This is a genomic window from Campylobacter sp. RM16189 (genome assembly GCF_012978815.1).
Lineage (GTDB): Bacteria > Campylobacterota > Campylobacteria > Campylobacterales > Campylobacteraceae > Campylobacter_A.
Window position 1 is genome coordinate 14099 of record NZ_LIWR01000008.1, and the last position, 25141, is coordinate 39239.

Below are 25141 nucleotides of genomic sequence, written 5' to 3' on the forward strand. Positions count from 1 at the left end.
TTAAAACATTATATTTTTCAATACACTAAATTTTATTTTATAAATCCCGAAAATATCTTACTTGATGACATAGCCTGTCAAATTAACACATTAAAATAACAAAAAAATAAAAAAGGTTGGCAATTGAAAGTTTTATTAGAAAAAGGTATAAAAATTAAACTTATAAAATACCTATATAGTAAAAATCCGAACTCGGTTATAGTTCCTGAAATAGGTCTTGGCGGAGATGAGTTTATGCAAATCAATGCAATGGCTGATATTGTTGAACTAAATAACGAAATTACAATATATGAAATAAAGTCTGCTAGAGACAGCTTGGCTCGTCTCAAACATCAAATAAGTCACTATTTAAAATATGCAAATAGGGTTTTTGTTGTAGTTGATGAGAAATTTATAAATAAGCTTCAAATTCCGGATCAAGTAGGTATTTTGGTTGTTAGTGACAATAAAATTATTGAGCAAAGACCTGCAACGAGCTCTCAAATGGAAGTTGAGTTTTATCTAAAGCATTGGTGGAGTATTGAGCGTAGAAAAGCCTTTCGTGGCTTTAAAACCGGAAGTTTTGCAAATTTAAGTAAATCCAAAGAGACTGCACTTCACTACTTTTCTAATCAACAAATTGCCGATTTGACAATAGCAAGACTGAAACAACGCTACAAGGATGAGAGTGATCTTATTAGAAAGCTGATTTTAGAAAAAAGATACTATAAACTTTTTCCTCACAGAGATTTAAACCCAAAAGAAATGAAAATAGAACCTATGGTTAGAATGAGCAAAGGAAAAATAGAGTTTTTAACTAAAATTTGATGATAAAAGAGTAGCAACAAATATAACAAGGAGCCAAATATGACAAACAAAGAGAGATTTTCTAAACTTTTGGAGATTTTAAACGAAGGACTAATTGAAAAAGAGCAGGCGATTTCACTAACACTTTTAAGCTTGATTGCCGGCAAAAGTATCTTTTTGTTTGGACCACCTGGCACTGCTAAAAGCCTTGTAGCCCGTAGAGTTTCTAAAGCTTTTGCAAGCGATAAGTTTTTTGATTATTTAATGAATAGATTTAGTACACCAGAAGAAATTTTTGGACCACTTAAACTAAGTGAGCTTAGAAAAGATAGGTTGGAGCGTCAAATAAAGGGATTTTTGCCGGATGCTGATTTTGCATTTTTGGATGAAATTTGGAAAAGTAGCCCGGCAATCCTTAATTCTCTTTTGACTATAATCAATGAAAAGCGTTTTACAAATGGCAGTGATGTGATTAAAGTTCCATTAAAAGGTCTAGTTGCAGCTAGTAATGAATTTCCCCAAGAGGGTCAGGGATTAGAGGCGCTTTACGATAGATTTGTCTTGCGACTTGTAGTACCAAGGATTGAGAAAAAATCAAATTTTAAGCTACTGTTATCCTCGCTTGGAGCAAATGAGAATATTGAAATTTCTGATGAATTGAAAATTAGCGAAGAACTTTTAAGCAAAATCATTAAAGATTCTAAAAGCATAAAAATAGGGTCTGCAATTTTAGACGTGATAGTCAATATAAAAAATAAAATAACCAAGTATAACAATAATATACAAAAGCAAGATGAGACAGAAATTGAATTGAGTGATGATATTAAGATAATAGATATAAGTGAAAGGCGATGGATAAATATTATGGGGTTGCTTCGTGTAAGTGCGGTAGCAAATGATAGGCAAAATATTGAACTATCGGATGTTTTATTGCTAAAGCATACTTTATGGGAAGATGAATCACAGATACAAGCTATATCTCAAATTATTGATGAAGCGATTAGTAAAAAAATAGCACAAGTTACAAATTTTGATGGCTATAAAAATACTTTAGATAGTGTTGCTGAGGTTTTTAAAAGACAAGAGTACTATGATGGAGTTAAAACAATAGATAAAGAAGCGTATTTAAAACTAAACATTAACGGTGAATTTTATGCTAATTTGGATGGATTAAACAGTGGAAATCTAAATCCGGCTTTAATGCTGAAAGATGGAGTTTTGGTTCCAAGCCAAAGCATTAAGTATAAATTTATAAAAAATGAAAATAGTCAAGAAATTACAGTTTATAATTATTCGAGCTCCACAATACCAACAAGAATAAATTATGCATTAAATCCAAGACCACCAAAAAAAGAAGAATTAGGAGATATTATCTATGCACTAGATGAACTTAAAAACAATATTGACAATAACCTCAATAGATATAAAAGCGAAGTTGAAAATTTCTTTGCTACAAACTCTAATATTTTTATATCAAAAAAAGAAAATTTAATTGCTATACAAAATATATCATCTCTAGTAGATGAGTTAGAAAGTCTAAAAATACAGACTATAAATTTAAAAAAAGAGATGGAAAAAAGCTATGTTGAGTAAGAGTTTTATAAAAAAACATAAAGAATTTGATCTTGATATAAATCTAAATTTTATTAAAGATGAATGGTTGATTTATTGTATTTTACAAGACTATTCGTTTTGCGTAAATTATATTATAGAATCAAAACAAAAAGAAGAAAAACATTTAGAACAAAATTTGCAAAGATACCAGAGTATAAGCGATGAAGATTTTAGCGATGAAGATCTATATTCTTTGCTTGAAGATATGCAGGATAACATTAGTGATTTTAATTCAAGTCTATATGTGGCAGATAACTTAAGTAAAGATAGGTTGATTAGTCATAAAAACTACTTACTAGAGTTGTATTCCGAGCTCATAGAAAAGGAATTTATAAACATAAAACAAAATCATATAAATAAGGTTAAGAAGCTATGCGTTCAAACTGATATATCCGCTTTGAGCTCTTTGGCGTCTGAATTATTTGAGATACAACAAGAAGAAAATAGTAAAATGCATGGCGCAGGAAACAATAAAACGCTTAGCAAAAAGCAAAAATTAGTTCTTGATAAATATATAAAAATGTTAAAACAAAACGAGATAAAAACACTATGTGATATGCTTGGTAAAAATTTTAAAACAGGCAATGGAAAAACAAAGCTAAATTATTCCAATAAGGGTAATCTGAATAAATTTGTAAAAGAGCAGATTAGCGGTGTCACTCTTGGGCATGATTTTGAGAATGCTTTACCAAGCGAACTTGCTTTGATTGATGATCCTGATTTTGGAATTTTATTTGATATAAAATTTGTTGAGAATAGACTATTTTGCTTTGAAAAACAAGGATTTGTCCATAAGGATAGTGTTGGTTTTGAATCCAATAATTACGGGAAAAGTGGCCCCATTATACTTTGTATTGATACAAGTGGAAGCATGCTTGGTGAACCTGAAAATATTTCAAAGGTCTTAGCACTTTTTATTTCAAAACTTGCTACTAAAAATAAAAGGGATGTTTTTTTAATCAATTTTGGTATTAATACCGAGTTATTAGATTTTAGTTTGCCTGCAAATTTAATAACATTAACTAATTTTTTGAGCAATAGGTTTGGTGGAGGAACAGACATAAATCCTGCTATAAAAATAGCTTGTGAGATTATAAAGTCTAATCCAAAATTTAAAAATTCAGATGTTCTTGCAATTAGCGATATGCAGTTTGAAGAGATTAATCAAATAAAGCCAAAAGGTATCAAATTTTATGGATTAGTTGTAGATTGCTATGGGAGTAATTTAAATTTAGATCCGTTTTTTGATGAATTATATCAATACGATTGTAATCAAAAGAGCATAAAAAAGATTACAAATAAGAATCGTAAATCAGCTTTAATTTAATTTGGCTATATAGATATAAAAATAATAATATAAACTTTAATTATTAAACTTAACTAATCCCCTTCTTAACTTCCGCTACCGCTTTTAAAAGTTTGCTTAATATACTATCTTGACCGACTCCAATAATTTTAGCTCTCAGATTTATTACATCTGTTATTTTGGGAGCTTTGGCGTGAACAGTTTCGTTTCTAATATCTTGAAGCTCACTGATTACCTTAGGAAAGGTTTTAGTTATATAGCTTTCTAGTTTGCTGCCAGTTAGAGCTTTTTGTACTAGATAGTTTTTAAATAAAAATTTATATGTACCCAAATTTGGTTTATTGGTAAAAATATCACTTAGAGTATAGTTTATGCCTTGAACCGAGTATGATATATCTAAAATTTTAGAATTTTTATGTGCCAGTTCTTTAAAAAGAGCCTTTGCAAACATGTAAATTTCTTGCTCCATAGTCTTTGAGTATTTGACAACTACCGAGCTAAAATCATATAGAGGATTTTGCTTATTGGCTTGATATTCAAGTTCGGCGGAGATTATATTTTCTATGGAGTCAGGATGCATTAGATTAACAAGTTTGCTTCCAAAGCTATAGTTTATAAAATTGTCTTTTATAGATAAAAACTCTTGTGACTTATAAACGTTAGTATAAAATCTTGTATCGTTATAAAAATAGTTAATCTCTTGTTTCATATCTACTATTAAAGGATATACATAGGCATTTCCATAAATGGCATAAGTATGATTATTGAAGTTTGGAGTTGTAAAATTTGCTAAATAGTTATCCCTTATGATTTCAAAATCATTTCTGACAAGCTCTCTTATATCGCTTATAATAAACCATTTTTCTACATCAAGACCTTTTTCTTTATAATAGCTTGGAGCAATACCGCTCATGTCATCATTTGTGACTTTTATAACTTTTGCTACAAATAGGCTTGAGTAATCTGTTAAAAAGAGTTGTAAGAAGTTATTTTTATCTGTGGATTCGTAAATTTCTTCAAGCTTATTTTTAAAGTTATGCTCCATATCTCTAAATTTGACTCTTATTTTACCAAAGGCAACTTCTTCTTTGTCAATAAGGACTTTTAGGTGCTGCTCTATAACGTCAATTTGATAATATGGATTATAGAGTATAAGGATGTTTTTCATGAAGTTCCTTTGTAAATTTAATGTTTTTAGTTATTGATAAAACTATATTCAATAATCTTTCAATAAATATTCAGGATTATTGGTAAAATTATATTTAATTTTTAATATGATTTTATCCATTTTAGTAAGTTTTCTATTCTCCAATTCCTTGCTCCCGCACTTGGGGCAGTATTCTGGAATTTGTTTCATATCTGAAAGTCTTAGACAATCGCTTTAAAATTGAATAATCTTATAAAATCCACATTTTAAACAGCAGATTTTAAAAGTCTGTGGCTTGACTGGCATTTTAGCTCCTTATTTGACATATATACTAACAACATCGTTTCATATTAGCTACTATTTTATTTTGTTGTGGCGAGATAAGAACTTAGTATTAAGCTAATCTTATTATGCCACTTCCCTAAAAGCTCTTTTATTATAATACATTTTATATACATTAAATGTATTGGCAAAAGCCGCTATGGTTCCTTGCATACTTGCAACATTATTTAGAGTTCTTAATGATTTTACACATTCATTATTTATTTCAAATAGCTTAAATATTAGTCTTCTGTGTTCATTATTTATTGCTTTGCTATCCACAATAAAGTCTTTTGTTATTTCATCTAAGACTTTTATATTGTTCTCTACCATAATTTCTTTTATATATCTTAGCATAATCGTTAAGTCATCAAGATCTTTAAAATATTTTAACACATCATTATTCTTTAGTATTTCTTCACTTAAACTAGAATAGTTGTCAAATATTTGAAAGCTTTTACTCTCAAAATATCTAAATTTTAAAAGCCTATTTCTTTTTATCAAGTTATCATTAGAGTTATTATTCAAAAGATTGCATATCTTTAAAAGTCTTTTTTGCAATGTTTTTAATTCATCATAGAGCTCGTCTCTAATCATATAGAAAGCAATAATTTTATTTTTTATTTGAGCTAAATTATTCTTTGCATTATCATCTTGGAGTATTTTTTCAATAGAAGCAAAGGAGCTACTATTTATATAGTTCTCTAGCTGTGCTGTTTGAAACAATCTATTTTTACTAAAATACATCATAAGAATATATCCGATTGCTAAAATTATAACTCCATATAAAACATAAATATACATTATTTTCCTTTCTTTATATAACTTATAATGGAAATTTAACATATTAATATGACAGGTTGTGGCATGAATTCACCTTATATATCATTATACTATATACTATGAATTTTAGAGGCTATTTTTATAATTAGATGTTGCTCAATTTTAAACATTTTGTATAATAAGCATACTTTTATTGATTCTTTTTTTGTGGCTTTGTTCAGTTTGTATAACTCTTGTTGAAAATCGAAAAAGAGTTTTTCAGCTTCCTTGATTTTTTGATATTTTTTAACTATAACTTTTAAACTACACTCATCTTCATAATAACATACGTGTTAATGAGGAGCTCTTTAATTTATTACTTTTCTATTTCTAACTTTTTTATCTGTTTTAATTGTAAGCTATTGTTGATTTTTGTAAAAGTATGTTAAAATAAAAACTTGCAATAAGACTCATGGTTTTAAAATAAAAAGTAAATAAGGGACTAATTGAGGGACTTTTTGAAACTTAAAGTTTTAAATATCTATTTAACCGTCATTTAAATAGCATATTCGGGTGGCCTCGCTCCACCATTTAAATTTTTCTTTGTATTTAATCATCTTCTTTTTCTGGCTAATATTTTACTATTAGATTTTATCGAGTTTTGATTTTAAAAAATTATTGTTTTTAATTACTATTGTTACAATATTTTTTCTGATTAATTTAGGAATAAATCAATAGACTTTTGTCAAATTGTATCCAACGTAAAAATACAATTTTCAAAAATAAAAGATTGTGGATATAGTGCATTCAAAACAATATGTAATACTTAAAAATACTAATAAAATATAATAATTATAGTAAGCTATTGTCAAAAATCATTAGTTTTTAAATAATTATTTACCATATATATCTATAAAAATTTTAGAATTAATTAAAACATATATCAGTATTTTACATAACTAATCCTAATTTTATATTATATTTTAATACTCATTTTGGATATAATACATTTATTATTTATTTAAAATATAAAGGAATATTAAATGTATCATAAACATTTGTTATCTGGTTTATTGTTGGCCCTGGTCTTTAGTGGTTGTGTGAGTCAAAAATCTGCAAATTTGAATTATGAAAAAGCAATCGAAATAGGGGTCTGCGATCAAAATATTATAAATGAAAAAAAGGCTTTAGTAGAAAAAAAAGATGATGTTATTTATACAGGATTAAATGCAGGTCTTATGACTAGAAACTGCGGGGATTATAATTCAAGCAACTACTTTTTTGATGCTGTCGAAGAGTCTTATAAGGTTGATGTTGATTTAGAGGATACTGGATCAAAGGTCAGTAAAACTGTTGCAGGAACAGTTTTGAGTGACACACTATTTGACTATGATGGGAGCTTATACGAGAGAATTATGGTCAATGTCTACAAGGGTCTAAATTTTATGAGCTTAAACGATTTTGAAAATGCCAGAGTTGAGTTTAATAGAGCTCTTTTAAGACAAGATAAAGCAAAAGATTATTTTGCAGCTCAAATAGAAAAGAGTAGGGATGAGATTGAAAAAGCAAAAAAAGATCCTAACTATCAACAAAATATGAAAAATGCGGAGCAGGCTAATGCTTATTACGATACATTATTCAAAGAATTTAGTGCTTCTGAAGTTTTCACAAATCCTTATGCAACCTATCTTGCTTCAGTATTTTTCTTTATGGACAAAGACTATGTAAATGCAGCTGATAAATTTAGAGAGATTGTTATAACCCACCCTGATGATAAAAATTTTGAAGCTATTGATAAAATTTTTAAAAGTAGAGCAAATTCTGTAAAAAATAATGATGAAAACTACATATTCTTGATATATGAGGATGGTATGGGTGTAGAAAAAGACTCTTTTAATTTAACTATTCCATTTTTAATAGATTTTCAAAGAAATCAATTTGCCTCAACTAGCATATCTTTTCCGACTCTTAAAAAGCGTTTGCCAAGTTATGGTATGCTTAACGTAAACGGAGTGCAAACTTATGAAATTGCAAATTTTGATAACATTATAGCAACTGAGTTTAAGACAGAACTTCCTGGTATAATTGCTCAAACTATAGCCCAAGGTATAGTAAAAACAGTTATTAATGCTGCCGTAGCAAAAAATGATCCTACCGGTGGATTCTTAAGCATAGGCGTATCATTGGTAACTGCTTATGTTACAAAGTCAGATATCAGATCTTGGACAGGTCTTCCTAAGACAGCTCAGGTAGCGGTTCTGAAAAATGATGGTAAATTTGAGTTGAGGACTCCTGATAATGCAATACTTAAAAGCGGCGAGATAGACAAAAACAGAGATGCTATTGTTTTTGTAAGATCTTTTAATGCACAAAGTGCACCACAAATTAAAATTATTCAAAGGTAGGACAAAATGAAGAAAATTTCAATACTTTTAATCGTGATGTTTGTCTTTTTAGGCTGCGGATCGAAAACTCAAAATATATTTTTACAATCATATGGCGGAACAAGCTTGATCCAAGCGGATGGTATCTCGGAAAATGTTATAAGAAACGTAAGAAATAGGGTTAATAACAATGGATTGTTAGAAGCGGAAATAGTGTTTTTTAGCCCCAAATCGCAAAATATTTTTTATAAACTCACTTGGTTTGATCAGAATGGCTTTGTATTAAGAGATTCTTTGACGGATGATTATAAAACTCTTTATTTAAATAAAAATAGAGAGATTATCGTCAAATATCTTGCTTCAAATAAAGATGCAAAAACTTTTAAAATTTATATTACCAATAAGGGGACAAAATGAAAAGTAAAATTTTAACAACAGCAGTTTTGGCTGCATTTTTAATAACGGGTTGTGCTACTAATCAGCCAGTTTATACTGACGGTAAGGCTACTCAGGTTAAAAAAGGTGATGCGCTTACATTAGGACTAGATAGAGAGGACTTTGAAGTGGCTGCCGAAACTATGATACAAAGCCTGCTTGGTGATCCTGCATTTGTAAATTTGCAGCCTGGTGTTAGAAAAGTGGTGGCCATGGGTAGAGTCGTAAATGATACAGCACTTAGAATAGATACTGAAAAATTAACAGCCAAGATAACTCAAGCAATGCGCAGAAGCGGTAAATTTGTACTTACATCAGCAGTTGCGGCTGGCGGCGCACTTGATTCTATGAGTCATGATGTTAGAGAGTTGAGAAAAGATGATGAATTTAATCAAAAAACTATTGCCAAAAAAGGCGCTTTAGTGGCTCCTGATTTCTCTTTGGCAGGTAAAATTCGTCAAGATAATGTAAAGCTTAGCAATGGAAAAACACAGGTTGAGTATTTCTTTTTGTTAAGGCTTACAGATCTTAACTCAGGTCTTGTTCACTGGGAAGATGAAAAAACAATAGACAAAACAGGCTCTAGTAAGTCTGTTACATGGTAATTTGAAGTTCAAATTTTATTTTACCTTTTAAATTTTGGAGAATTAGAATGAATAAAAAGTTGTTTTTATGCGCTTTGGCTTTAATCAGCACTATGTATGCTAATGAAGCAGAGCAAGATATATCTCAGGCTGATGTGGATAGTCAAAATAATATATCACAATATACAGGGCAAAAAGACTTTAAAACTGTTGAAGATTTTTTTGATGAATTTGCTAATGAAAACAATATAAATTATGGTGAAACATTAAACGGTAGAACTTTTTACATCAGCAAAGCTGCCGCTATAGCGAAAGAGACAGATGCTGATTTTGCAAAAGCCTTGCAAAATGCTTATGAAAAGGCAATATTAAATCTTCAAGGCGAGTTTGTAAAAGATGTATATGGAAGAATTAGTGTAGAAAAGATAAATTCGTATAATCAAGATAATTCAACAAACGCTCAAGTTTTTGAGCCTACACAAAAAGGCGGTATCATATCTCAAATTTTTGATAAAATAGGACAATTAGCCGGCGCCTCATTAGACAAAGCATTAATGGATTTGGGTATAAATCCTGAAGGCTTAACGGAAGAGAAAAAGAAAGTTTTATTCAAAGAGAAATTTGTGTCAAAGCAGATAACTACAGCCTTGGGAAGAATGTCCGGACTTGTCCCCGTTAAAACATTTGTTTCAAGAACCGGTAGTGGAAATTATGAAGTGGGCGTAATAGGTGTAGTTAGTGATAAAACTAGACAAATTGCTAGAGATATGCAGTTTAGGAGAAAACCTAATATAAAAGGAAATGGTAAAAATATCAAAGAGCTATTACCAGATAATGATAAGGGCTACTTAAACGAATATGGAATGCGCTTAGTTTATAACGAAAAAGGAGAGCCTGTAATATTAAGCTACGGCAACTGGGGCTTTTTACCAACTTCTAATGATTCTTATATGCTTGATAGAATGCATCAAATGGCACAAGATGCAGCATCCCAAAAGGCTGATGCGGCTATTATCGAGTTTATAAATACAATTATATCTTTTAACCGTGAGCAAGAGACAGGGGAGGAAGTCGAAAGAGCTATAAAACAAACTATAGATCTATATTCCGGGCAAACGCAAGAGGTGGAATCAAGTCCTAAAGAGATAGTTGATAAGGTAATGCAATCTATAAAATCTAAGGCAAGCGGTAATCTTAGAGGAATTAGAACTCTTAAGAGATGGTCTTATAAGGATGAAAATGGGATTCAAAGAGTTGGTGTTGTGAGAGTTTATTCTTATTCTAACTATGAGAATGCCACTAAGTCAATAGCTCCTATTGGTCAAAATTCTAAAAAATCAAGCAGTTCAAAAAAAGAAACTAGAGAATCTAAGACGGTCAATAGTATTGACGATTTTTAAGGATAAAATATGTTGAATAAAATCTTTATGATTTTGACTCTTTTTGGTCTTGTGTTAAATGTGCAGGCGGAAATTGTAAGTAAAACAGTTACTAAAACGGAGATTGGAGAAGGCTCCGGAATAACTCGCGAAGAAGCTATAAATAACGCCATTATTGAGGCTATAGGCAAAATGAATGGAGTTAGTATAAACTCTATAAAAAATTCTCAAACATTCGCTATAAGCGATAATAGCGGCAGTAAAATAACAGACTCATACAGCGAACAAATAAACAAAGCCACCAAGGGTAGAGCCGATTCTTATGAAGTTTTAAGTGTTGATCAAGATATGCAAGACAGATATTTTGCAACCGTAGAAATTAAAAAAACTACAACTACAAAAAAATATAAGGTTCCCGGGCTAAGCGCTGATAGTCGTAGAAGTGTGGTCGTTTTTGATAAATCTTCCATAGAATATGAAAGCATTGGAAATTTAATCCATAAAAGAATAACCGCTAAATTGCTGGAAAGTCGTAAATTTAATTTGCTTGATAGGCAAAATGAGGGTTATTATGAGCTGGAAAAGAGTTTCATAAGAGATGGAGATGCACACAAAGATGAGAAGTATAAACTAGGACGAGCCCTTGCGACAGATTATATCTTGCTCTTTGAAATAAGAGGTATGGACGCTACGACAAAAACTAGCAATCTAACAGGCAAGGTTAGCAATGCTATAGAGACTGTGATTGATTATGAGGTGCTGTTATTTGCTACACGCCAAATCAAATTTTCAAACACTCTCGGTTTTAAAACTAGCCAAAAAGAAAAGGGTTTGATAGCTGAAAATGCTGTCATAGATGAGATAGCGACAAATATTGCAAAAGATATAGTAAACGCTATATATCCATTAAAAGTTGCGGATGCAAGCGCATCTGAAGTTGTTTTTACACAAAAGCTATCTGTAGGTGAAGTTTATGAGTGTTTCTCTCTTGGTAAAGCATTAAAAGATGCCTATACCAAAGAGACTACGGGCAGGGTTGAGAAACGTGTGGGTAGCGTTGAGGTATCCAGAGTGACGCCAAAAATCTCTTATGCTACGATAAAAGATGGAAAAATTTCTATAGGAGATATTTGTAGACCTTTTTCAAATGACAGCATCGGGCTTGATCAAGGAAGAGAAAGTAACTATGAGCTTAATCAAGGCGGAGGAGTTAAACTTGGTTTTTAAAATTTAGCGTGAGAAATCACGCTAAATTTTATTTTGTGAGCTACTTTTTAATATTATTCATCTAAATTTATTATAATTTAATTTTTATATTTAAGAATAAAAAAATTAAATTAATGAAGTTTTATTTCTAAATTTATTTTTAATTATTAATAATTTTCTAAGAAAAATATTAGCTTTAAAACCAAAGTGTTACCAAAATACACTGATTATAAAGCTATGAAAAATTAATATCTTACCTTTTAAAATTAGAATAAGTATTAAAATATCAATATAAAAAATTATATATTGCAGGTTTTAGGAGCTATTTAAAAACTGTAAATAATAATACAACTCACTATCTAGACTAATTAAGTAAACATAAATAATAAATTAATTGATTTTAATCAATTTAAACTCAGCTTTTGTAAGCTAATATCTAAAATATAAAATAAAATTTTAAGAAAAAACTTAAAAAATTTAAGGAGAAAAGATGGATCGACGAGATTTTATTAAGAGTGCCGCTGCAAGTGCCGCTTGTGCTAGTGCCGGTATAGCGATGCCTGCTAATCTGATGGCGAATTCAAATGCCGAAAAAGGTTGGCGCTGGGATAAGGCTGCATGTCGCTTTTGTGGAACTGGATGCGGTATTATGGTTGCAACCAAGGACGGCAAAATAGTAGCCGTTAAGGGAGATCCGGCAGCTCCTGTAAACAGAGGCTTAAACTGTATTAAAGGCTATTTTAACGCTAAGATCATGTATGGAGAGGATCGTATCACACATCCGCTTCTTCGCGTAAATGAAAAAGGCGAATTTGATAAAAAGGGCAAATTTAAGCAAGTAAGCTGGCAAAAAGCGTTTGACGTAATGACCGAGCAGTTTAAAAAGGCTTACAACGAGCTTGGACCTCACGGTATAGGCGTATTTGGCTCGGGTCAATATACTGTTATGGAGGGTGTTGCTGCTGTTAAGCTTATAAAAGCGGGCTTTAGAAGTAACGCGATAGATCCAAACGCTCGCCACTGTATGGCATCTGCGGTTGTTGCGTTTATGCAGACATTTGGTATAGATGAGCCGTCAGGTTGTTTTGACGATATCGAGCTAACCGATACGGTAGTTTGCTGGGGAGCAAATATGGCTGAGATGCACCCTGTGCTTTGGGCGAGAGTTAGTGATAGAAAGCTAGCCGATCCTGAAAGAGTAAAAGTAGTAAATTTAAGTACATATTCTACCAGAACTTCAAATCTAGCCGATATTGAGATTATCTTTACACCTTCAACCGATCTTGCGATATTTAACTATATAGCTCGCGAGATAGTTTATAACCATCCTGATATGATAGATGAAGAATTTGTTAAAAAACACTGTATATTCACAACAGGACCTGCAGATATAGGATATGGCTTGAGAAACAACCCTAACCATCCAAAATATCCAAACGAAAAAGATATCCTAGAGACCGAGCTTAGAAAGAAGATAAGCGAAAATGAGGGTGTAACCCTATCTTATCTAGGGCTAAAAGCCGGCGATATTATGGAAAATAAAAACAACGCAAAGGCAGGAGCTCACTGGGAGATAAACTTTGAAGAGTTTAAGAAAGCCCTTGCTCCTTACACGCTTGACTTTGTTGCTAAACTTGCAAAGGGCGATCCGAACGAAGACCTAGAAGAGTTTAAAGCAAAACTAAAAACTCTAGCCGAGCTATATATAGAAAAACAAAGAAAAGTCGTAAGCTTCTGGACTATGGGTATGAACCAACACCAAAGAGGCACATGGGTAAACGAACAAGCTTATATGATCCACTTCTTGCTTGGTAAGCAAGCACTTCCGGGTTCCGGAGCATTCTCGCTAACAGGTCAGCCTTCAGCTTGCGGAACTGCAAGAGAGGTTGGAACGTTCGCTCACCGCTTGCCTGCTGACATGGTTGTGGCAAATCCTAAACACCGCGAAATTTCAGAAAAAATTTGGAAGCTTCCAAAAGGCACACTAAATCCTAAGCCGGGTCCTCACTATATGCAAATCATGCGTGATTTAGAAGACGGTAAGATCAAGTGGGCTTGGGTTCACGTAAATAACCCATGGCACAATACCGCAAACGCAAACCACTGGATAAAAGCGGCTCGCGAGATGGATAACTTCATCGTTGTTTCAGATCCTTATCCGGGAATTTCTGCTAAGGTTGCAGACCTCATCCTTCCAACGGCGATGATATATGAAAAATGGGGTGCATACGGTAACGCAGAGCGTAGAACTCAGCACTGGAGACAGCAAGTTCTTCCTGTGGGCGAAGCGATGACTGACACATGGCAGATGCTTGAATTTTCAAAACGCTTTAAGCTAAAAGAGGTCTGGAAAGAGCAAAAGATAGATGATAAACTGACCTTGCCAAGCGTGCTTGAAGAGGCTAAGGCGATGGGTTATAGCGAAGAAGATACGCTATTTGACGTATTATTTGCTAACAAAGAGGCAAGAAGCTACAGCGCAAAAGATCCTATCATGGAAGATTATGACAACACAGAAGTATTTGGCGATAGCAGAAAGGTAGTGGGAAGCGATGGCAAAGTGTTTGAAGGATACGGCTTCTTCATCCAAAAATACCTCTGGGAAGACTACCGCAAATTTGGTCTAGGGCACGGACACGATTTGGCCGATTTTGATACATATCATAGAGTTCGCGGACTAAGATGGCCTGTAGTTGACGGTAAAGAGACTCAGTGGAGATTTAATACTAAATTTGACCCTTATGCAAAAAAAGCCGATCCGACAGCGAAATTTGCATTCTACGGAAACAAAGACGCAAAACTTCCAAGAGGAGATCTGCTAAAAGTTACAAGCGGAGATGAGAAATTTTCACTCCATAACAAGGCTAAAATTTTCTTCCGCCCTTATATGGATCCTTGCGAAATGCCTGATAACACATATCCGCTTTGGCTATGTACGGGTCGTGTTCTTGAGCACTGGCATACGGGAACTATGACAATGCGTGTTCCTGAACTATACCGCGCTGTACCTGAGGCGCTTTGCTACATGCACGAACAAGATGCCGAGAAATTTGGTGTAATGCAAAACGAGATCGTCTGGATCGAGTCTCGCCGCGGCAAGATCAAAGCAAGAGTGGATCTAAGAGGACGCAACAAGCCGCCTGTAGGGCTTGTATACGTACCGTTCTTTGATGAGAACGTATTTATTAACAAGGTCTGCTTAGACGCAACTTGCCCGATATCAAAAGAGACCGATTTCAAAAAATGCGCAGTTAAAATTTATAAGGCATAGATATGAAAGATAGGCGCGAGGTACTCAAATTTGGCTTAAAGGCGATTAGCTTAGTAATCGCAGGAGGCTTTACTTGGAGCACGCAGACAAATCTTAAGGCTCAAACTCTCATCCTTCGCCCGCCAGGGGCAAGGGATGAGAAGGGCTTTATGGCTAGTTGTATAAGATGCGGGCTTTGCGTGGAGGCATGTCCTTTTGATACGCTAAGTCTAGCAAAGCTTGGCGATAATATAAGCTTTGGAACGCCTTATTTTACGCCAAGAGAGGTGCCTTGCTACATGTGTACCGATATTCCTTGTACGGTAGCCTGTCCGACGGACGCTCTTGATGTGAAACTCGTTAGCACTGACGATAAGCTTGATATCAACAAATCTCGCATGGGCATAGCCGTGCTTGATCCTTATAGCTGTATAGCCTTTGCAGGAATTCAGTGCGATGCCTGTTATAGGGCTTGTCCGCTTATAGATAAGGCTCTTGTGCTTGAGTATAAAAGAAACGAACGAACCGAAAAGCACGCATTTTTACTTCCTGTGGTGGATGCAAACTACTGCACGGGTTGCGGAAAATGCGAAAACGCCTGCGTAACGAAAAAAGCGGCGATTTTCGTGCTTCCAAGAGAGATTGGGCTTGGCGAAGTTAATGATAACTACGTAAAAGGCTGGGTTGAGGGCGATGATACGAGATTAAAAGATATAGACACTAAGATCAAGCTTGATCAAAACAAAGTCAAAGACTACCTTAACAGCGGAGAGATATGATGAAATACCTACTGCTTAGAAGAATAACTCAAATTTCGATTTTGGCTCTGTTTTTGATTAGCAATCTTTACGGACTTAAAATTCTGCAAGGAAATTTAAGCTCGTCTATGATCTTTGGCACTATCCCGCTTAGCGATCCGTTTGCAGTGTTGCAGCTGTTTTTAGCTAGTTTTACACTTGCCGGCTCTGCTGCGCTCGGGGCTTTGATAGTTGTGTTGATATACGCTCTTATCGCGCCTCGTGCATTTTGCGCTTGGGTATGTCCTGTAAATATAATAACAGATTTTGCAAGATTTGTTAGAGTCAAATTTGGCTACGACAAAGATAAAAAAGTAGTCGTGTTTTCTAAAAGCTTTCGCTACTACATACTTGCCTTTGTGCTTTTTATGTCCGTTGTTATGCAAACGCCCGCATTTGAGGGCGTAAGCTTTATCGGCATAATTCAGCGCGGTATCATATACGGCGGCACGCTTTGGATATTTGTGGCTTTTGGCGTATTTGCGATAGACGCTTTTGTGGGCGATAGGCTGATATGCTCAAAGCTTTGTCCTCTTGGCGCTTTTTATGCGACGATTGGCAAATTTGCGTTTATCCGCGTAGAGCACGATAGCCAAAACTGCACAAAATGCATGAAGTGCAAAGTGATATGTCCTGAAAGCCAAGTGCTGGGAATAATCGGAAAGCAAAGCGGTTTGATAACCTCTAGCGAATGTATCAGCTGCGGACGCTGTATAGACGTGTGCGGCGATGATGCACTAAAATTTAGTATAAGAAATTTAAGGAGAAAATGAATGAAAACTTTTAGGTTTGCACTTGGTGCAATGGCTGCGGCAATCATCCTTGCAGGGTGCAATGCGCCGTCAGTCGCGGACAACAAGCCAAAGGATTTGGGCGGATTAAGAAGTTCTGATGTGATGGATGAAAATTCAGTCAAGCTACTGGAGTATCAATACTCAACTGATCCTGCAGGAACTGCTAAAAACATAGAGCGCGCATTTGAAAACGCTCCTCCGATGATCCCTCACGATCTAGAAGGGCTTATTCCTATCACCAAAGATATGAATATGTGCGTAACCTGCCATATGCCTGATGTAGCCAAAGACGCCGGAGCTACGCCTCTGCCTAAATCGCACTTTTATAGTATCAGAAACAACAAAGACTTAGCAGATAAGCTAAGCGATGATAGGTATAACTGTACTCAGTGCCACGCTCCTCAAACAAATTTGACAGCGCCGTTTAAAAATAACTTTAAACCTGAGTTTAGAACCGAGGACGGCGCTCAAAGATCAAATTTGCTTGACATACTAAATGACGGTGTGAGGTAAGATTGCAAGAGGCGAATAATCTCTCAAGACGAAGACTTTTTACAAAAATTTTGGGTGCTAAAGAAGAGGCGCCCAAATTTATAAATCCTCCATATTTTTGCGGAGAATTTGACTGCGTAGGTTGTCACGCTCCTTGCGTGAAGGCTTGCGGGCGAGAGCTTTTGAGGTTTGAGAATGAAAGAGTTGTTTTTGAGTTTAAAAATTTAGGTTGCAATTTCTGCAAGGATTGCGCCATAGCCTGCGAAGAGGTGGGCAAAGAGGTTTTAAGTCTAAAATTCCCAGCCAAAATAGAGGCAAAGGTTAGCATAGACGTATCTTCTTGTTTAGCGTGGAATAATACGATTTGTTATAATTGCCAAGATGTATGCAAATTTAAAGCGATTGACTTTTTTGGCGTTTTTCGCCCTGTTATAAACGAACGCTGCACGGGATGTGCGCAGTGTCTTGAGGTGTGTTTTAAAAATTCTATCAAAATGGAGGCTTTATGAAAATTCTACTCGCTTTTTTAGCGCTTTTAAATTTGGCTTTTTCTCTTGATATAAAAGAGCCTTACAAGATCATAGAAGCGCACTCTAACGTGATAAGTTCCTCGCTTTTAAACGACAAACTTTATCTTGGTACCGACAGCGGTCAGGTAAATATTTATGATATGAAGAGCGAGGAGTTTTTAGAGCCTATAGTTTTACCAAAGATAAAGACGCATTTTACGGATGACGAGTTTGCAAAAGTATTTAGCATAGATGAGCTTAACGGCGTGCTGATGGTGCTAAGCGAGACGAGTTACGGCAAAAGACTTTTGCACGTTTATGAGATGATTGACGGTAAAAGAGTAGAGACTAAAACTATAAATTTAAATAACGAATCAATCAAAAAGGCTCTATTTTTAGATCCAAAGACAGCTGTCATCGGTTCGCTTAGTAATGAAATTTATTTTTTAAATTTAGAAACGGGCAACATAGACTTTAGCAAAAAATTTTCTATAGCGTCGCTATCTGACTTTGAGCTTAGCGAAGATAGAAGCAAGATCGCCGTGGGATGTGAGAGCGGGATAGTTTATATATTTGACGCTAAAGAGCGCAAAGTGCTAAACGAGCTTGGCTTTCATAAAGATAATATGTATGATATAGAGTATAAAAACGGCGCTATCGTTACAGGCGGAGTGGATAGACATGCAGGAGTTTATAGTGGTGGCAGTATCGGCATGATGAGGTCAAATTTTTTAGTCTATGCGGTAGGTCTTAGCGATGACGGCAAACTTGGAGCATTTATGAGTGATGATCTAAGCGATATAGACGTATTTGAAGTAAACAGCAAGAGAATTTTAGCAAGGCTAAAAACTATGCAAAGCACCATAAACGGCATACATTTTTTAGATGATAGTTCTCTTATAAGTGTTGCTTACGAGAAAAAAGTAAAATTTTGGAGATTTAGATGAATATTTCAAGTGTGATAGTGCATGTAAAAGATGAAAATTTGATAGACGAGATCTTAAATTCGCTTCGTAAAATGAGCCAGTGCGAAGTTATTGCTTATGAAAACGCAAAGATAGTAGCACTTATAAGCGTAGATAATTTTGAAGACGAGCTTGAGACTTTTAAGGTTATGGAGCGTATAAATGGCGTTGCAGGCGTTGCGATGGTGTATAGCTATCAAGAGGATTTAGAGGGCGATTTACAGAGGCTAAAAGAGAGCGGCAAACTCAGCGAAGTGCTTACAAACGATGATATGCAAGCTCGTGATATAGTTTATAGCGGTAGCGTTCACCATAAGGTTAAATAGCTTAAATTTAACCTTCTTTTTATTCAAATCTATACTAAAATCAAAAAATCTAACCTCAAATTCAACGCAAACTATATAAAATATTAGAAAATAAAATTTTAGGAGCTTATAATGGGCGTGAATTTGAGTAGATTAAAAGATCTTTTTATAGAGATTAATTCTATAAACGATTATAGTTTCGGCGACGGAATGAGCCGACTTGCTTACACTTCTCAGGACAAAACCGCGCGCGAACTGTTTATAAAGCGCTGTCAGGAAGCGGGGCTTAGCGTAAGAGTGGATGCGATAGGCAATATCTTTGCAAGGCGCGAAGGAAGCGAGCCGAATTTACCCGCAATTGCCTTTGGGTCCCACCTTGATACGGTTATAAACGGCGGACAGTTTGACGGAATTTTAGGCGTGCTTGGTGGACTTGAAGTAATCCGCTCGCTAAATGATGAAAATATCAAAACAAAACACCCTCTTGAGCTAATCGTGTTTGAGTGTGAGGAGTCAAGCAGGTTTAATATCGCGACTCTTGGCAGCAAGGTAATGTGCGGTAAGCTAGGATATGAGAAGCTAAAGGATGTTAAAGACTTTACGGGACGTGAAATAGGCGAAATTTTTAGCGAATTTGGAATAGATATAAAAAGGATCGAAGAGGCTAAAAATTTAGAACCTAACTACAAAGGTTTTTTTGAAATTCATATTGAGCAAGGACCGCTTCTTGATAATGAAAAAATTCAAATCGGTGTAGTAAGCGCAATCGCTGCGCCTCATAGATTTAGCGTGCGAGTTATCGGGCAGCCTCAGCACTCAGGAACTACTGCTATGAAATACCGAAATGACGCACTTTGCGCGGCGGCTGAGATAATACTAGCAGTTGAAAAGATAGCAAAAGATAATTCTCAAAATAGCGTAGTGGCAACTACGGGTAATTGCTCCGTAAAACCGGGCGTGATGAACGTAGTGCCGGGAGAAACGACGCTGCTTATTGATCTAAGGGGTATAAATTTGCAAACCCGTGAAGATGCCTACGCTCAGATAATCTCGCATATAAACAAAATAGAAGAGAAACGAGGCGTAAAATGCGAGATAAAGCAACTTGGCTTTGATACTCCATGCAAGCTTGACGAGAGGCTTATAAATTTGATAGCTTCGGAAGCTAAGGGGCTAAATTTAAGCTATGAGATAATGCCAAGCGGAGCAGGACATGACGCTATGCATATGGCTGAAATTTGTCCTACTGCGATGATATTTATCCCTTCAAAAGACGGAATCAGCCATAATCCTGCAGAATTTTCAAAATGGGACGATATAGAAAACGGGCTAAATCTTTTAAAAAGCGTGATCTTAAAAGAGGCTGAATAAATTAAAAAATATATTAAAATAGTAATAAAACATAGAATAAGGAGAAGTTATGCAAATAAATTCCGTATCAAATAATTTCAGTTTTTATGGCTTTAATCAAAACGAAAATACATCTAAATTTAGGGATTCGGTTTCAAATTTAAGTGCTATACAGATTACAAATGGCTATTTTTCTGATTTTCAGAACAAGGCTTTTGAACAGAGTGGCTTAAATTTCAGTATACAGTCAGCAGTGGATTTTGGCTTTTTCAATGAAGTAGCAAAAAGCCCTCAAAGACTAGAGAATATCTTAAAAAATATCGACTATAAGTCTATCGGTTATTTTGGTAAGGATATATCTTCTTTATCGCAAAATGAAGCTAGCGATCTTGTGAGTGAGAATGGATTTTTTGGTATCACAAATACAGCAAACAGAATAGCTGATTTTGTGATAAATGGCTCCGGAGGAGATCTTGAAAAGCTTCAAATCGGGAAAGAAGGCGTATTGAATGGTTTTAAAGAAGCTGAGCGTATGTGGGGAGATAAACTTCCTGAAATTTCTCAGCAAACCATCCAAAAAACTTTGGCTGCTATAGATCAGCAGATTGCCAAATTGGGCGGCAATGTACTTAATGTCCAGGCTTAGCCTTGTATCGATTCTGATTTTACCTGTATTTTTTGGAGGATGCACACAGTTTTTTTCTTTTACAAAAACTATTCCGCCAAAACAAGCAGAAAAGCAAAATCCTATTTTGACCAAAGAGCGGATGATAAAGGGCTTCATAAGCGATCTCGTATATTCCGAATCAGGCTGGTGCTATACTATAAATAGTATTGATACCTCAAATAATAAGCTTGAAAGCGGTGTATTTTGTGGCGATAGTCATGAGTTCTCTTACGGAGATCTTGTTTATACAATTATTATAGATAATAGGATAAAAAAGATGTTTCTTCTACAAAAAGAGTATGTAAAAGCAGAAACTAAATATAAAAAATTGGATTCTATAGGGTTGAAAAAACCTATACTAAAGCGTTATAACAAGAAAAAGATAACCGAAGTGCCTAAATCAGAGCAAATCAGATTTGATTAGCCATTGATTTACCGAAGTAATTTATAATTCTTTCAAGCAATCAAAGTTAGAACTCCTTTTAAGGGGGCGAGACAAAGCTCCCTTTTTTATTATTCTCAGTTACTTTTTGTAATTTTTTTGTTTTTATTTTTTAAAATTTTAAATTTTTTTGTAAATTTAGACCATTTTTTAGGTTGTTTTTTTAAGAAAAAAGTCTTCAAAACTCATTATTATAAAATTAATTATCAAAAATTAATATTTTATTTTGTAATAAAATGCTTTACATAAGCCTATTTTAGGGATTAAATACACATTATAATACAAAACTTAATTAACAACTTTTTTATAAAATAGTTTAAGTTATTTTGCATTTCATTTATGTTAATATTGCCACTATAAACAATTTTAATTCAAAGGGGTTTAAATGAAATTGACTAAAATTAGTTTAGCGGCTTTGGTTGCTTTAGGTGCTTTCTCAAGCGTTGCAAGTGCAACTCCACTTGAAGATGCTATTAAAAATGTAGATCTTTCAGGATATGCAAGATATAGATATACAAACGATTTAACAGACAATAACGGCAAAAAAGATGATAACGGAAGACATCAGTTTAAATCTATATTCTCTTTTAAAGCCGCACTTGACGATAATTTCTTTGGTGTTTTAAGCCTAAGATATGCTTCTAATGATAGTAGTTCAGGATATGCTAATACTGCCGATATAACAGACACAGAAAGCACTTTTGGAGTTCAGGAATTCTATCTTGGATACAAAGTTGGCAATACTACTGTGGCAGCTGGTAAGCAAGTAATGGGAACATACTTTACAGACGATTTGGCTGGCACAGGTATAAAAATTATGAACTCTGATATACAAGGTTTAACACTTGCTGCTGTTGCATTTGATGCGATTGAGACAGGTGGAGACTTTGATGGTAACTTAAAAAATACACTTCCTGAAGTTCCAAATGTTTATGGTTTAGCAGCAATGGGCAACTATGATCCATTTAGTTTTAAACTATGGTATGCCAGTCTTGAAAATATAGCTAATCTATACGCTGCAGATGCTGGTCTAAAATTTGATTTAGGGGCTGCAAAACTAGGATTCCAAGGACAATATGTACAAAATTCTGCAAAAGACAACACATATTCTGATGGTAAATTCTATGCATTAAAAGGCGATGCTGACTTTTTTGGATTTAATGTAAATTTAGGTTATATAAACTTTGAATCAGATGATGCCAATAAAGTATCTTTCGTAACAATAGAGGATAATGGCAAATTAATCAATCCTGCAAAACTTCTAAATTCTGTAATGAACAGTGGTAAGCAATACTACAACAATATCCAAGATGAAAACAAATATTGGTTCTTAGGACTAGGATATAAGATGGATAAAGTTTCTTTGTATGCGAACTATATTGATGGCGAAGGCTTTAGTCACGCCAAAGGATTTGGTAAAGATGCTGACAGAAAAGAGTGGAATGCCGGCGGTGCTTACAGATATAGCAAAAAACTTGTATTCTCAGGATTCTATGCGGCAGCTAAAGAAGAAAAAAATAACCTAACAAGCAAGAGAGATAGAATTAGATTTGAAACTAGATGGAATTTCTAATTTAGAGTCTATATTTTAAAATATGATATAATCCCAAGTAAGAATTTCTTGCTTGGGATTTTTAAATTTAAAACAAAGGGTTTTAATGAATTGGTATAAAATTTCATTTTTGGCATGTTTTATTTCTATTTTTGGCCTGAATGCAGATGAGCCAAGCTATATATTTGAAGCTAAAGGCGAATTTGCGAAAGAGCTAAAAGCTCTTGTTGAAAAATATTCCAAAGATGAAAATATAAGTATAAATGTTTATGAAAAATCTAAAGAGCAAGATAGGAGCGGTAGGTTTTTAAATATAGGTATCGATAGCAATAAAAAATATAGTCTAGAAAAGGGAAAGGAATTATATACTAAAAATTGTGCTAGATGTCACGGAGAGAACGGAGAAAAAAGAGCCTCTTACGGATCTGAAAAACTTACAAAACTATCTGCTGATGATATAGAAGTTGCGTTTTCTGGTTATCTAAACGATCCTTCTTACGGTGGTAGCACTAGGGATATAATGAAGTCTATTGCCGCAACAACTACATATAATGAACTTGGAGATATTATTGTATTTTTAAAAGGTGTTGATGCTTTAAAATATAAGCATAGCCAAGATGAAAATACAGATGTCGCAACTACTCCTAACCAAGGTAGCTATTTAAGATAAATTCTTTTAAAATTATACATTTAATGTTAATATTTTATATGGTATTAATACCATATAAAATAAATGTTATTTTAAAATACCTGTTTTTAGTAAATGATTGGTAATTTTTTTAAATTTTTTTATCAAATTTAAGTTATTAAAATGAATTTTTATGATAATATGTGTCATATTTTAAATTTTAAAGGAGTTTAAATGAAATTAACAAAGATTAGCTTGGCAGCTTTGGTTGCTTTAGGTGCTTTCTCAAGCGTTGCAAGTGCAACTCCGCTTGAAGATGCTATTAAAAATGTAGATCTTTCGGGATTTGCAAGATATAGATACACTAATGAAAAAACTACTCCTGCAGTAGGAGATAAAGAGACTGATGCCGGACATCAATTTAAAATGCTTACAACTTTCAAGGCAGCACTTGATGATAACCTCTTTGGCGTTTTGGGTTTGAGATATAGCACTACTGATGGTTCTGGATCAACAAACGGAGACAGGACAGACACAACCGATACTTTTAGAGTTAATGAATTCTACCTTGGCTATAAAAGAGATAACACAACAGTAACTCTTGGTAAGCAGATAATCGGTTCATACTTTACAGATGACGAGGCTGGAACCGGTATTAAAGTCATAAACACAGACATTAAAGGTCTAACACTTGCGGCTATAGCATTCGATGCACTTGAATATAGCGGTGAAACAGACTCTGCTATACCACAAGTTGCTTTTAGCAACAACCTTTATGGTGTAGCTGCTATAGGTTCTTACGATCCTGTAAATTTCCAACTATGGTATGCAATGCTTGTTGATGTTGCGAATGCTATAGCTGCCGATGTTTCATTTGGCTTTGATATTAGCGATGATGTCAATTTGGGTCTTCAAGCTCAATATGGAAATGTTGATGTAGATGATAAAGTATCAGCCTTGTATAAAGATACAAACTTTTATGCGACAGAGGCAGCTGCAAGTATTTTTGGCGTAGATCTTTCATTGGGATATATAGGCTGGAAAGTTAAAGATAAAGCAAAAGGTTTCTCAACACTTGAAGATCAAGGTTCATTTATAAGTTACGGAGAGCAGACTTTTGATTATACCGATCTTGAAGGAAGAGGTAATTTCTGGTTTGCTACTGCCGGCTATGGATTTGGTGATTTTGGTATAGCTGCTGAGTATATCAAAGGTGACATAAAAGACGATGCCGATAAAAAAACAAAAATGGAAGAGTATGTGGGAAGATTCTCATATGACTATAGTTCTAAGCTAGTATTTGAGAGCTGGTATTCACATGCAAAAGCTAAAGTTGATTCAAGTAAAACAAAAAGTGATGCCTTTAGATTTGAGGCTAAATACTCATTCTAATGATTCTAATATTCTGGGCGATTTTTCGCTCAGAATAAATTTCTAATACACACAAATAAAATATAAAAATTTTA

General features: G+C 34.1%; 23 protein-coding genes. 21 read left to right on the top strand and 2 right to left on the bottom strand.

Annotated elements, in window-relative coordinates:
* The first annotated feature begins 123 nt into the window (after positions 1 to 123).
* From CDOM16189_RS06830 to CDOM16189_RS06840, 3 genes are all read left to right on the top strand, one after another.
* A complete protein-coding gene (locus tag CDOM16189_RS06830) occupies positions 124 to 807 on the top strand; it encodes a sce7726 family protein (protein ID WP_169973126.1) in 684 nt (227 codons plus the stop codon).
* Between the two features lie 69 nt (positions 808 to 876).
* Positions 877 to 2379 (top strand): AAA family ATPase, encoded by a 1503-nt coding sequence (locus CDOM16189_RS06835; protein ID WP_169973128.1) that lies wholly within the window; start codon positions 877 to 879, stop codon positions 2377 to 2379.
* Entirely contained in the window at positions 2369 to 3727 is a 1359-nt protein-coding gene (locus CDOM16189_RS06840; RefSeq protein WP_169973130.1) for a vWA domain-containing protein, read from the top strand. The genes CDOM16189_RS06835 and CDOM16189_RS06840 overlap by 11 nt, the downstream gene beginning before the upstream one ends.
* Before the next feature lie 49 nt (positions 3728 to 3776).
* Here CDOM16189_RS06840 and CDOM16189_RS06845 read toward each other — a convergent pair whose 3' ends face one another.
* Both CDOM16189_RS06845 and CDOM16189_RS06850 read right to left on the bottom strand, forming a co-directional pair.
* Positions 3777 to 4874, bottom strand: coding sequence for an HP0729 family protein (locus CDOM16189_RS06845; protein ID WP_169973132.1), 1098 nt, complete (start codon positions 4872 to 4874; stop codon positions 3777 to 3779).
* A gap of 387 nt (positions 4875 to 5261) precedes the next feature.
* Positions 5262 to 5978, bottom strand: coding sequence for a hypothetical protein (locus tag CDOM16189_RS06850; protein ID WP_169973134.1), 717 nt, complete (start codon positions 5976 to 5978; stop codon positions 5262 to 5264).
* A 1001-nt stretch (positions 5979 to 6979) separates the two neighbouring features.
* Between CDOM16189_RS06850 and CDOM16189_RS06855 the strand changes: the two genes are divergently transcribed.
* From CDOM16189_RS06855 to CDOM16189_RS06940, 18 genes are all read left to right on the top strand, one after another.
* Positions 6980 to 8341 carry a COG3014 family protein gene (locus CDOM16189_RS06855; protein WP_169973136.1) on the top strand — a complete coding sequence of 454 codons (1362 nt, stop codon included), beginning with the start codon at positions 6980 to 6982 and terminating at the stop codon, positions 8339 to 8341.
* A gap of 6 nt (positions 8342 to 8347) precedes the next feature.
* Entirely contained in the window at positions 8348 to 8737 is a 390-nt protein-coding gene (locus CDOM16189_RS06860) for a DUF1425 domain-containing protein (protein WP_169973139.1), read from the top strand.
* Positions 8734 to 9360: a penicillin-binding protein activator LpoB gene (gene lpoB, locus CDOM16189_RS06865; protein ID WP_170000877.1), complete on the top strand. Its 627-nt coding sequence runs from the start codon at positions 8734 to 8736 to the stop codon at positions 9358 to 9360. Before CDOM16189_RS06860 ends, lpoB begins: the two co-directional genes overlap by 4 nt.
* Before the next feature lie 47 nt (positions 9361 to 9407).
* Complete coding sequence (locus CDOM16189_RS06870; protein WP_169973144.1) at positions 9408 to 10739, top strand: DUF6844 domain-containing protein; 1332 nt, start codon at positions 9408 to 9410, stop codon at positions 10737 to 10739.
* Positions 10740 to 10748: 9 nt separating this feature from the next.
* The gene (locus tag CDOM16189_RS06875) at positions 10749 to 11945 is read left to right on the top strand and encodes an LPP20 family lipoprotein (RefSeq protein ID WP_249321610.1); all 1197 of its coding nucleotides are present in this window, start codon (positions 10749 to 10751) and stop codon (positions 11943 to 11945) included.
* Between the two features lie 469 nt (positions 11946 to 12414).
* Entirely contained in the window at positions 12415 to 15195 is a 2781-nt protein-coding gene (gene napA, locus CDOM16189_RS06880; RefSeq protein WP_169973146.1) for a nitrate reductase catalytic subunit NapA, read from the top strand.
* Positions 15196 to 15197: 2 nt separating this feature from the next.
* On the top strand, positions 15198 to 15953 hold the full coding sequence (gene napG, locus CDOM16189_RS06885) for a ferredoxin-type protein NapG (RefSeq protein ID WP_169973148.1): 756 nt from the start codon (positions 15198 to 15200) through the stop codon (positions 15951 to 15953).
* Positions 15953 to 16744 (top strand): quinol dehydrogenase ferredoxin subunit NapH, encoded by a 792-nt coding sequence (gene napH / locus CDOM16189_RS06890; protein WP_169973281.1) that lies wholly within the window; start codon positions 15953 to 15955, stop codon positions 16742 to 16744. Before napG ends, napH begins: the two co-directional genes overlap by 1 nt.
* Positions 16745 to 17278 carry a nitrate reductase cytochrome c-type subunit gene (locus CDOM16189_RS06895; protein ID WP_169973150.1) on the top strand — a complete coding sequence of 178 codons (534 nt, stop codon included), beginning with the start codon at positions 16745 to 16747 and terminating at the stop codon, positions 17276 to 17278.
* A gap of 2 nt (positions 17279 to 17280) precedes the next feature.
* Entirely contained in the window at positions 17281 to 17766 is a 486-nt protein-coding gene (locus tag CDOM16189_RS06900) for a 4Fe-4S dicluster domain-containing protein (RefSeq protein ID WP_169973152.1), read from the top strand.
* The gene (locus tag CDOM16189_RS06905; protein ID WP_170000878.1) at positions 17763 to 18713 is read left to right on the top strand and encodes a WD40 repeat domain-containing protein; all 951 of its coding nucleotides are present in this window, start codon (positions 17763 to 17765) and stop codon (positions 18711 to 18713) included. Before CDOM16189_RS06900 ends, CDOM16189_RS06905 begins: the two co-directional genes overlap by 4 nt.
* Positions 18710 to 19057 carry a chaperone NapD gene (locus CDOM16189_RS06910; protein ID WP_169973156.1) on the top strand — a complete coding sequence of 116 codons (348 nt, stop codon included), beginning with the start codon at positions 18710 to 18712 and terminating at the stop codon, positions 19055 to 19057. Before CDOM16189_RS06905 ends, CDOM16189_RS06910 begins: the two co-directional genes overlap by 4 nt.
* Before the next feature lie 111 nt (positions 19058 to 19168).
* Positions 19169 to 20407 carry a Zn-dependent hydrolase gene (locus tag CDOM16189_RS06915; protein WP_170000879.1) on the top strand — a complete coding sequence of 413 codons (1239 nt, stop codon included), beginning with the start codon at positions 19169 to 19171 and terminating at the stop codon, positions 20405 to 20407.
* Between the two features lie 49 nt (positions 20408 to 20456).
* Positions 20457 to 21032 carry a hydrogenase-4 component G gene (locus tag CDOM16189_RS06920; protein WP_170000880.1) on the top strand — a complete coding sequence of 192 codons (576 nt, stop codon included), beginning with the start codon at positions 20457 to 20459 and terminating at the stop codon, positions 21030 to 21032.
* On the top strand, positions 21019 to 21477 hold the full coding sequence (locus tag CDOM16189_RS06925; RefSeq protein WP_170000881.1) for a hypothetical protein: 459 nt from the start codon (positions 21019 to 21021) through the stop codon (positions 21475 to 21477). Before CDOM16189_RS06920 ends, CDOM16189_RS06925 begins: the two co-directional genes overlap by 14 nt.
* A gap of 403 nt (positions 21478 to 21880) precedes the next feature.
* Positions 21881 to 23068, top strand: a complete 1188-nt coding sequence (locus CDOM16189_RS06930; protein ID WP_170000882.1) for a major outer membrane protein — start codon at positions 21881 to 21883, stop codon at positions 23066 to 23068.
* Positions 23069 to 23153: 85 nt separating this feature from the next.
* On the top strand, positions 23154 to 23717 hold the full coding sequence (locus CDOM16189_RS06935; RefSeq protein WP_249321612.1) for a cytochrome c4: 564 nt from the start codon (positions 23154 to 23156) through the stop codon (positions 23715 to 23717).
* 192 nt (positions 23718 to 23909) lie between these two features.
* Positions 23910 to 25067 carry a major outer membrane protein gene (locus CDOM16189_RS06940; RefSeq protein ID WP_170000883.1) on the top strand — a complete coding sequence of 386 codons (1158 nt, stop codon included), beginning with the start codon at positions 23910 to 23912 and terminating at the stop codon, positions 25065 to 25067.
* Positions 25068 to 25141 lie beyond the last annotated feature (74 nt).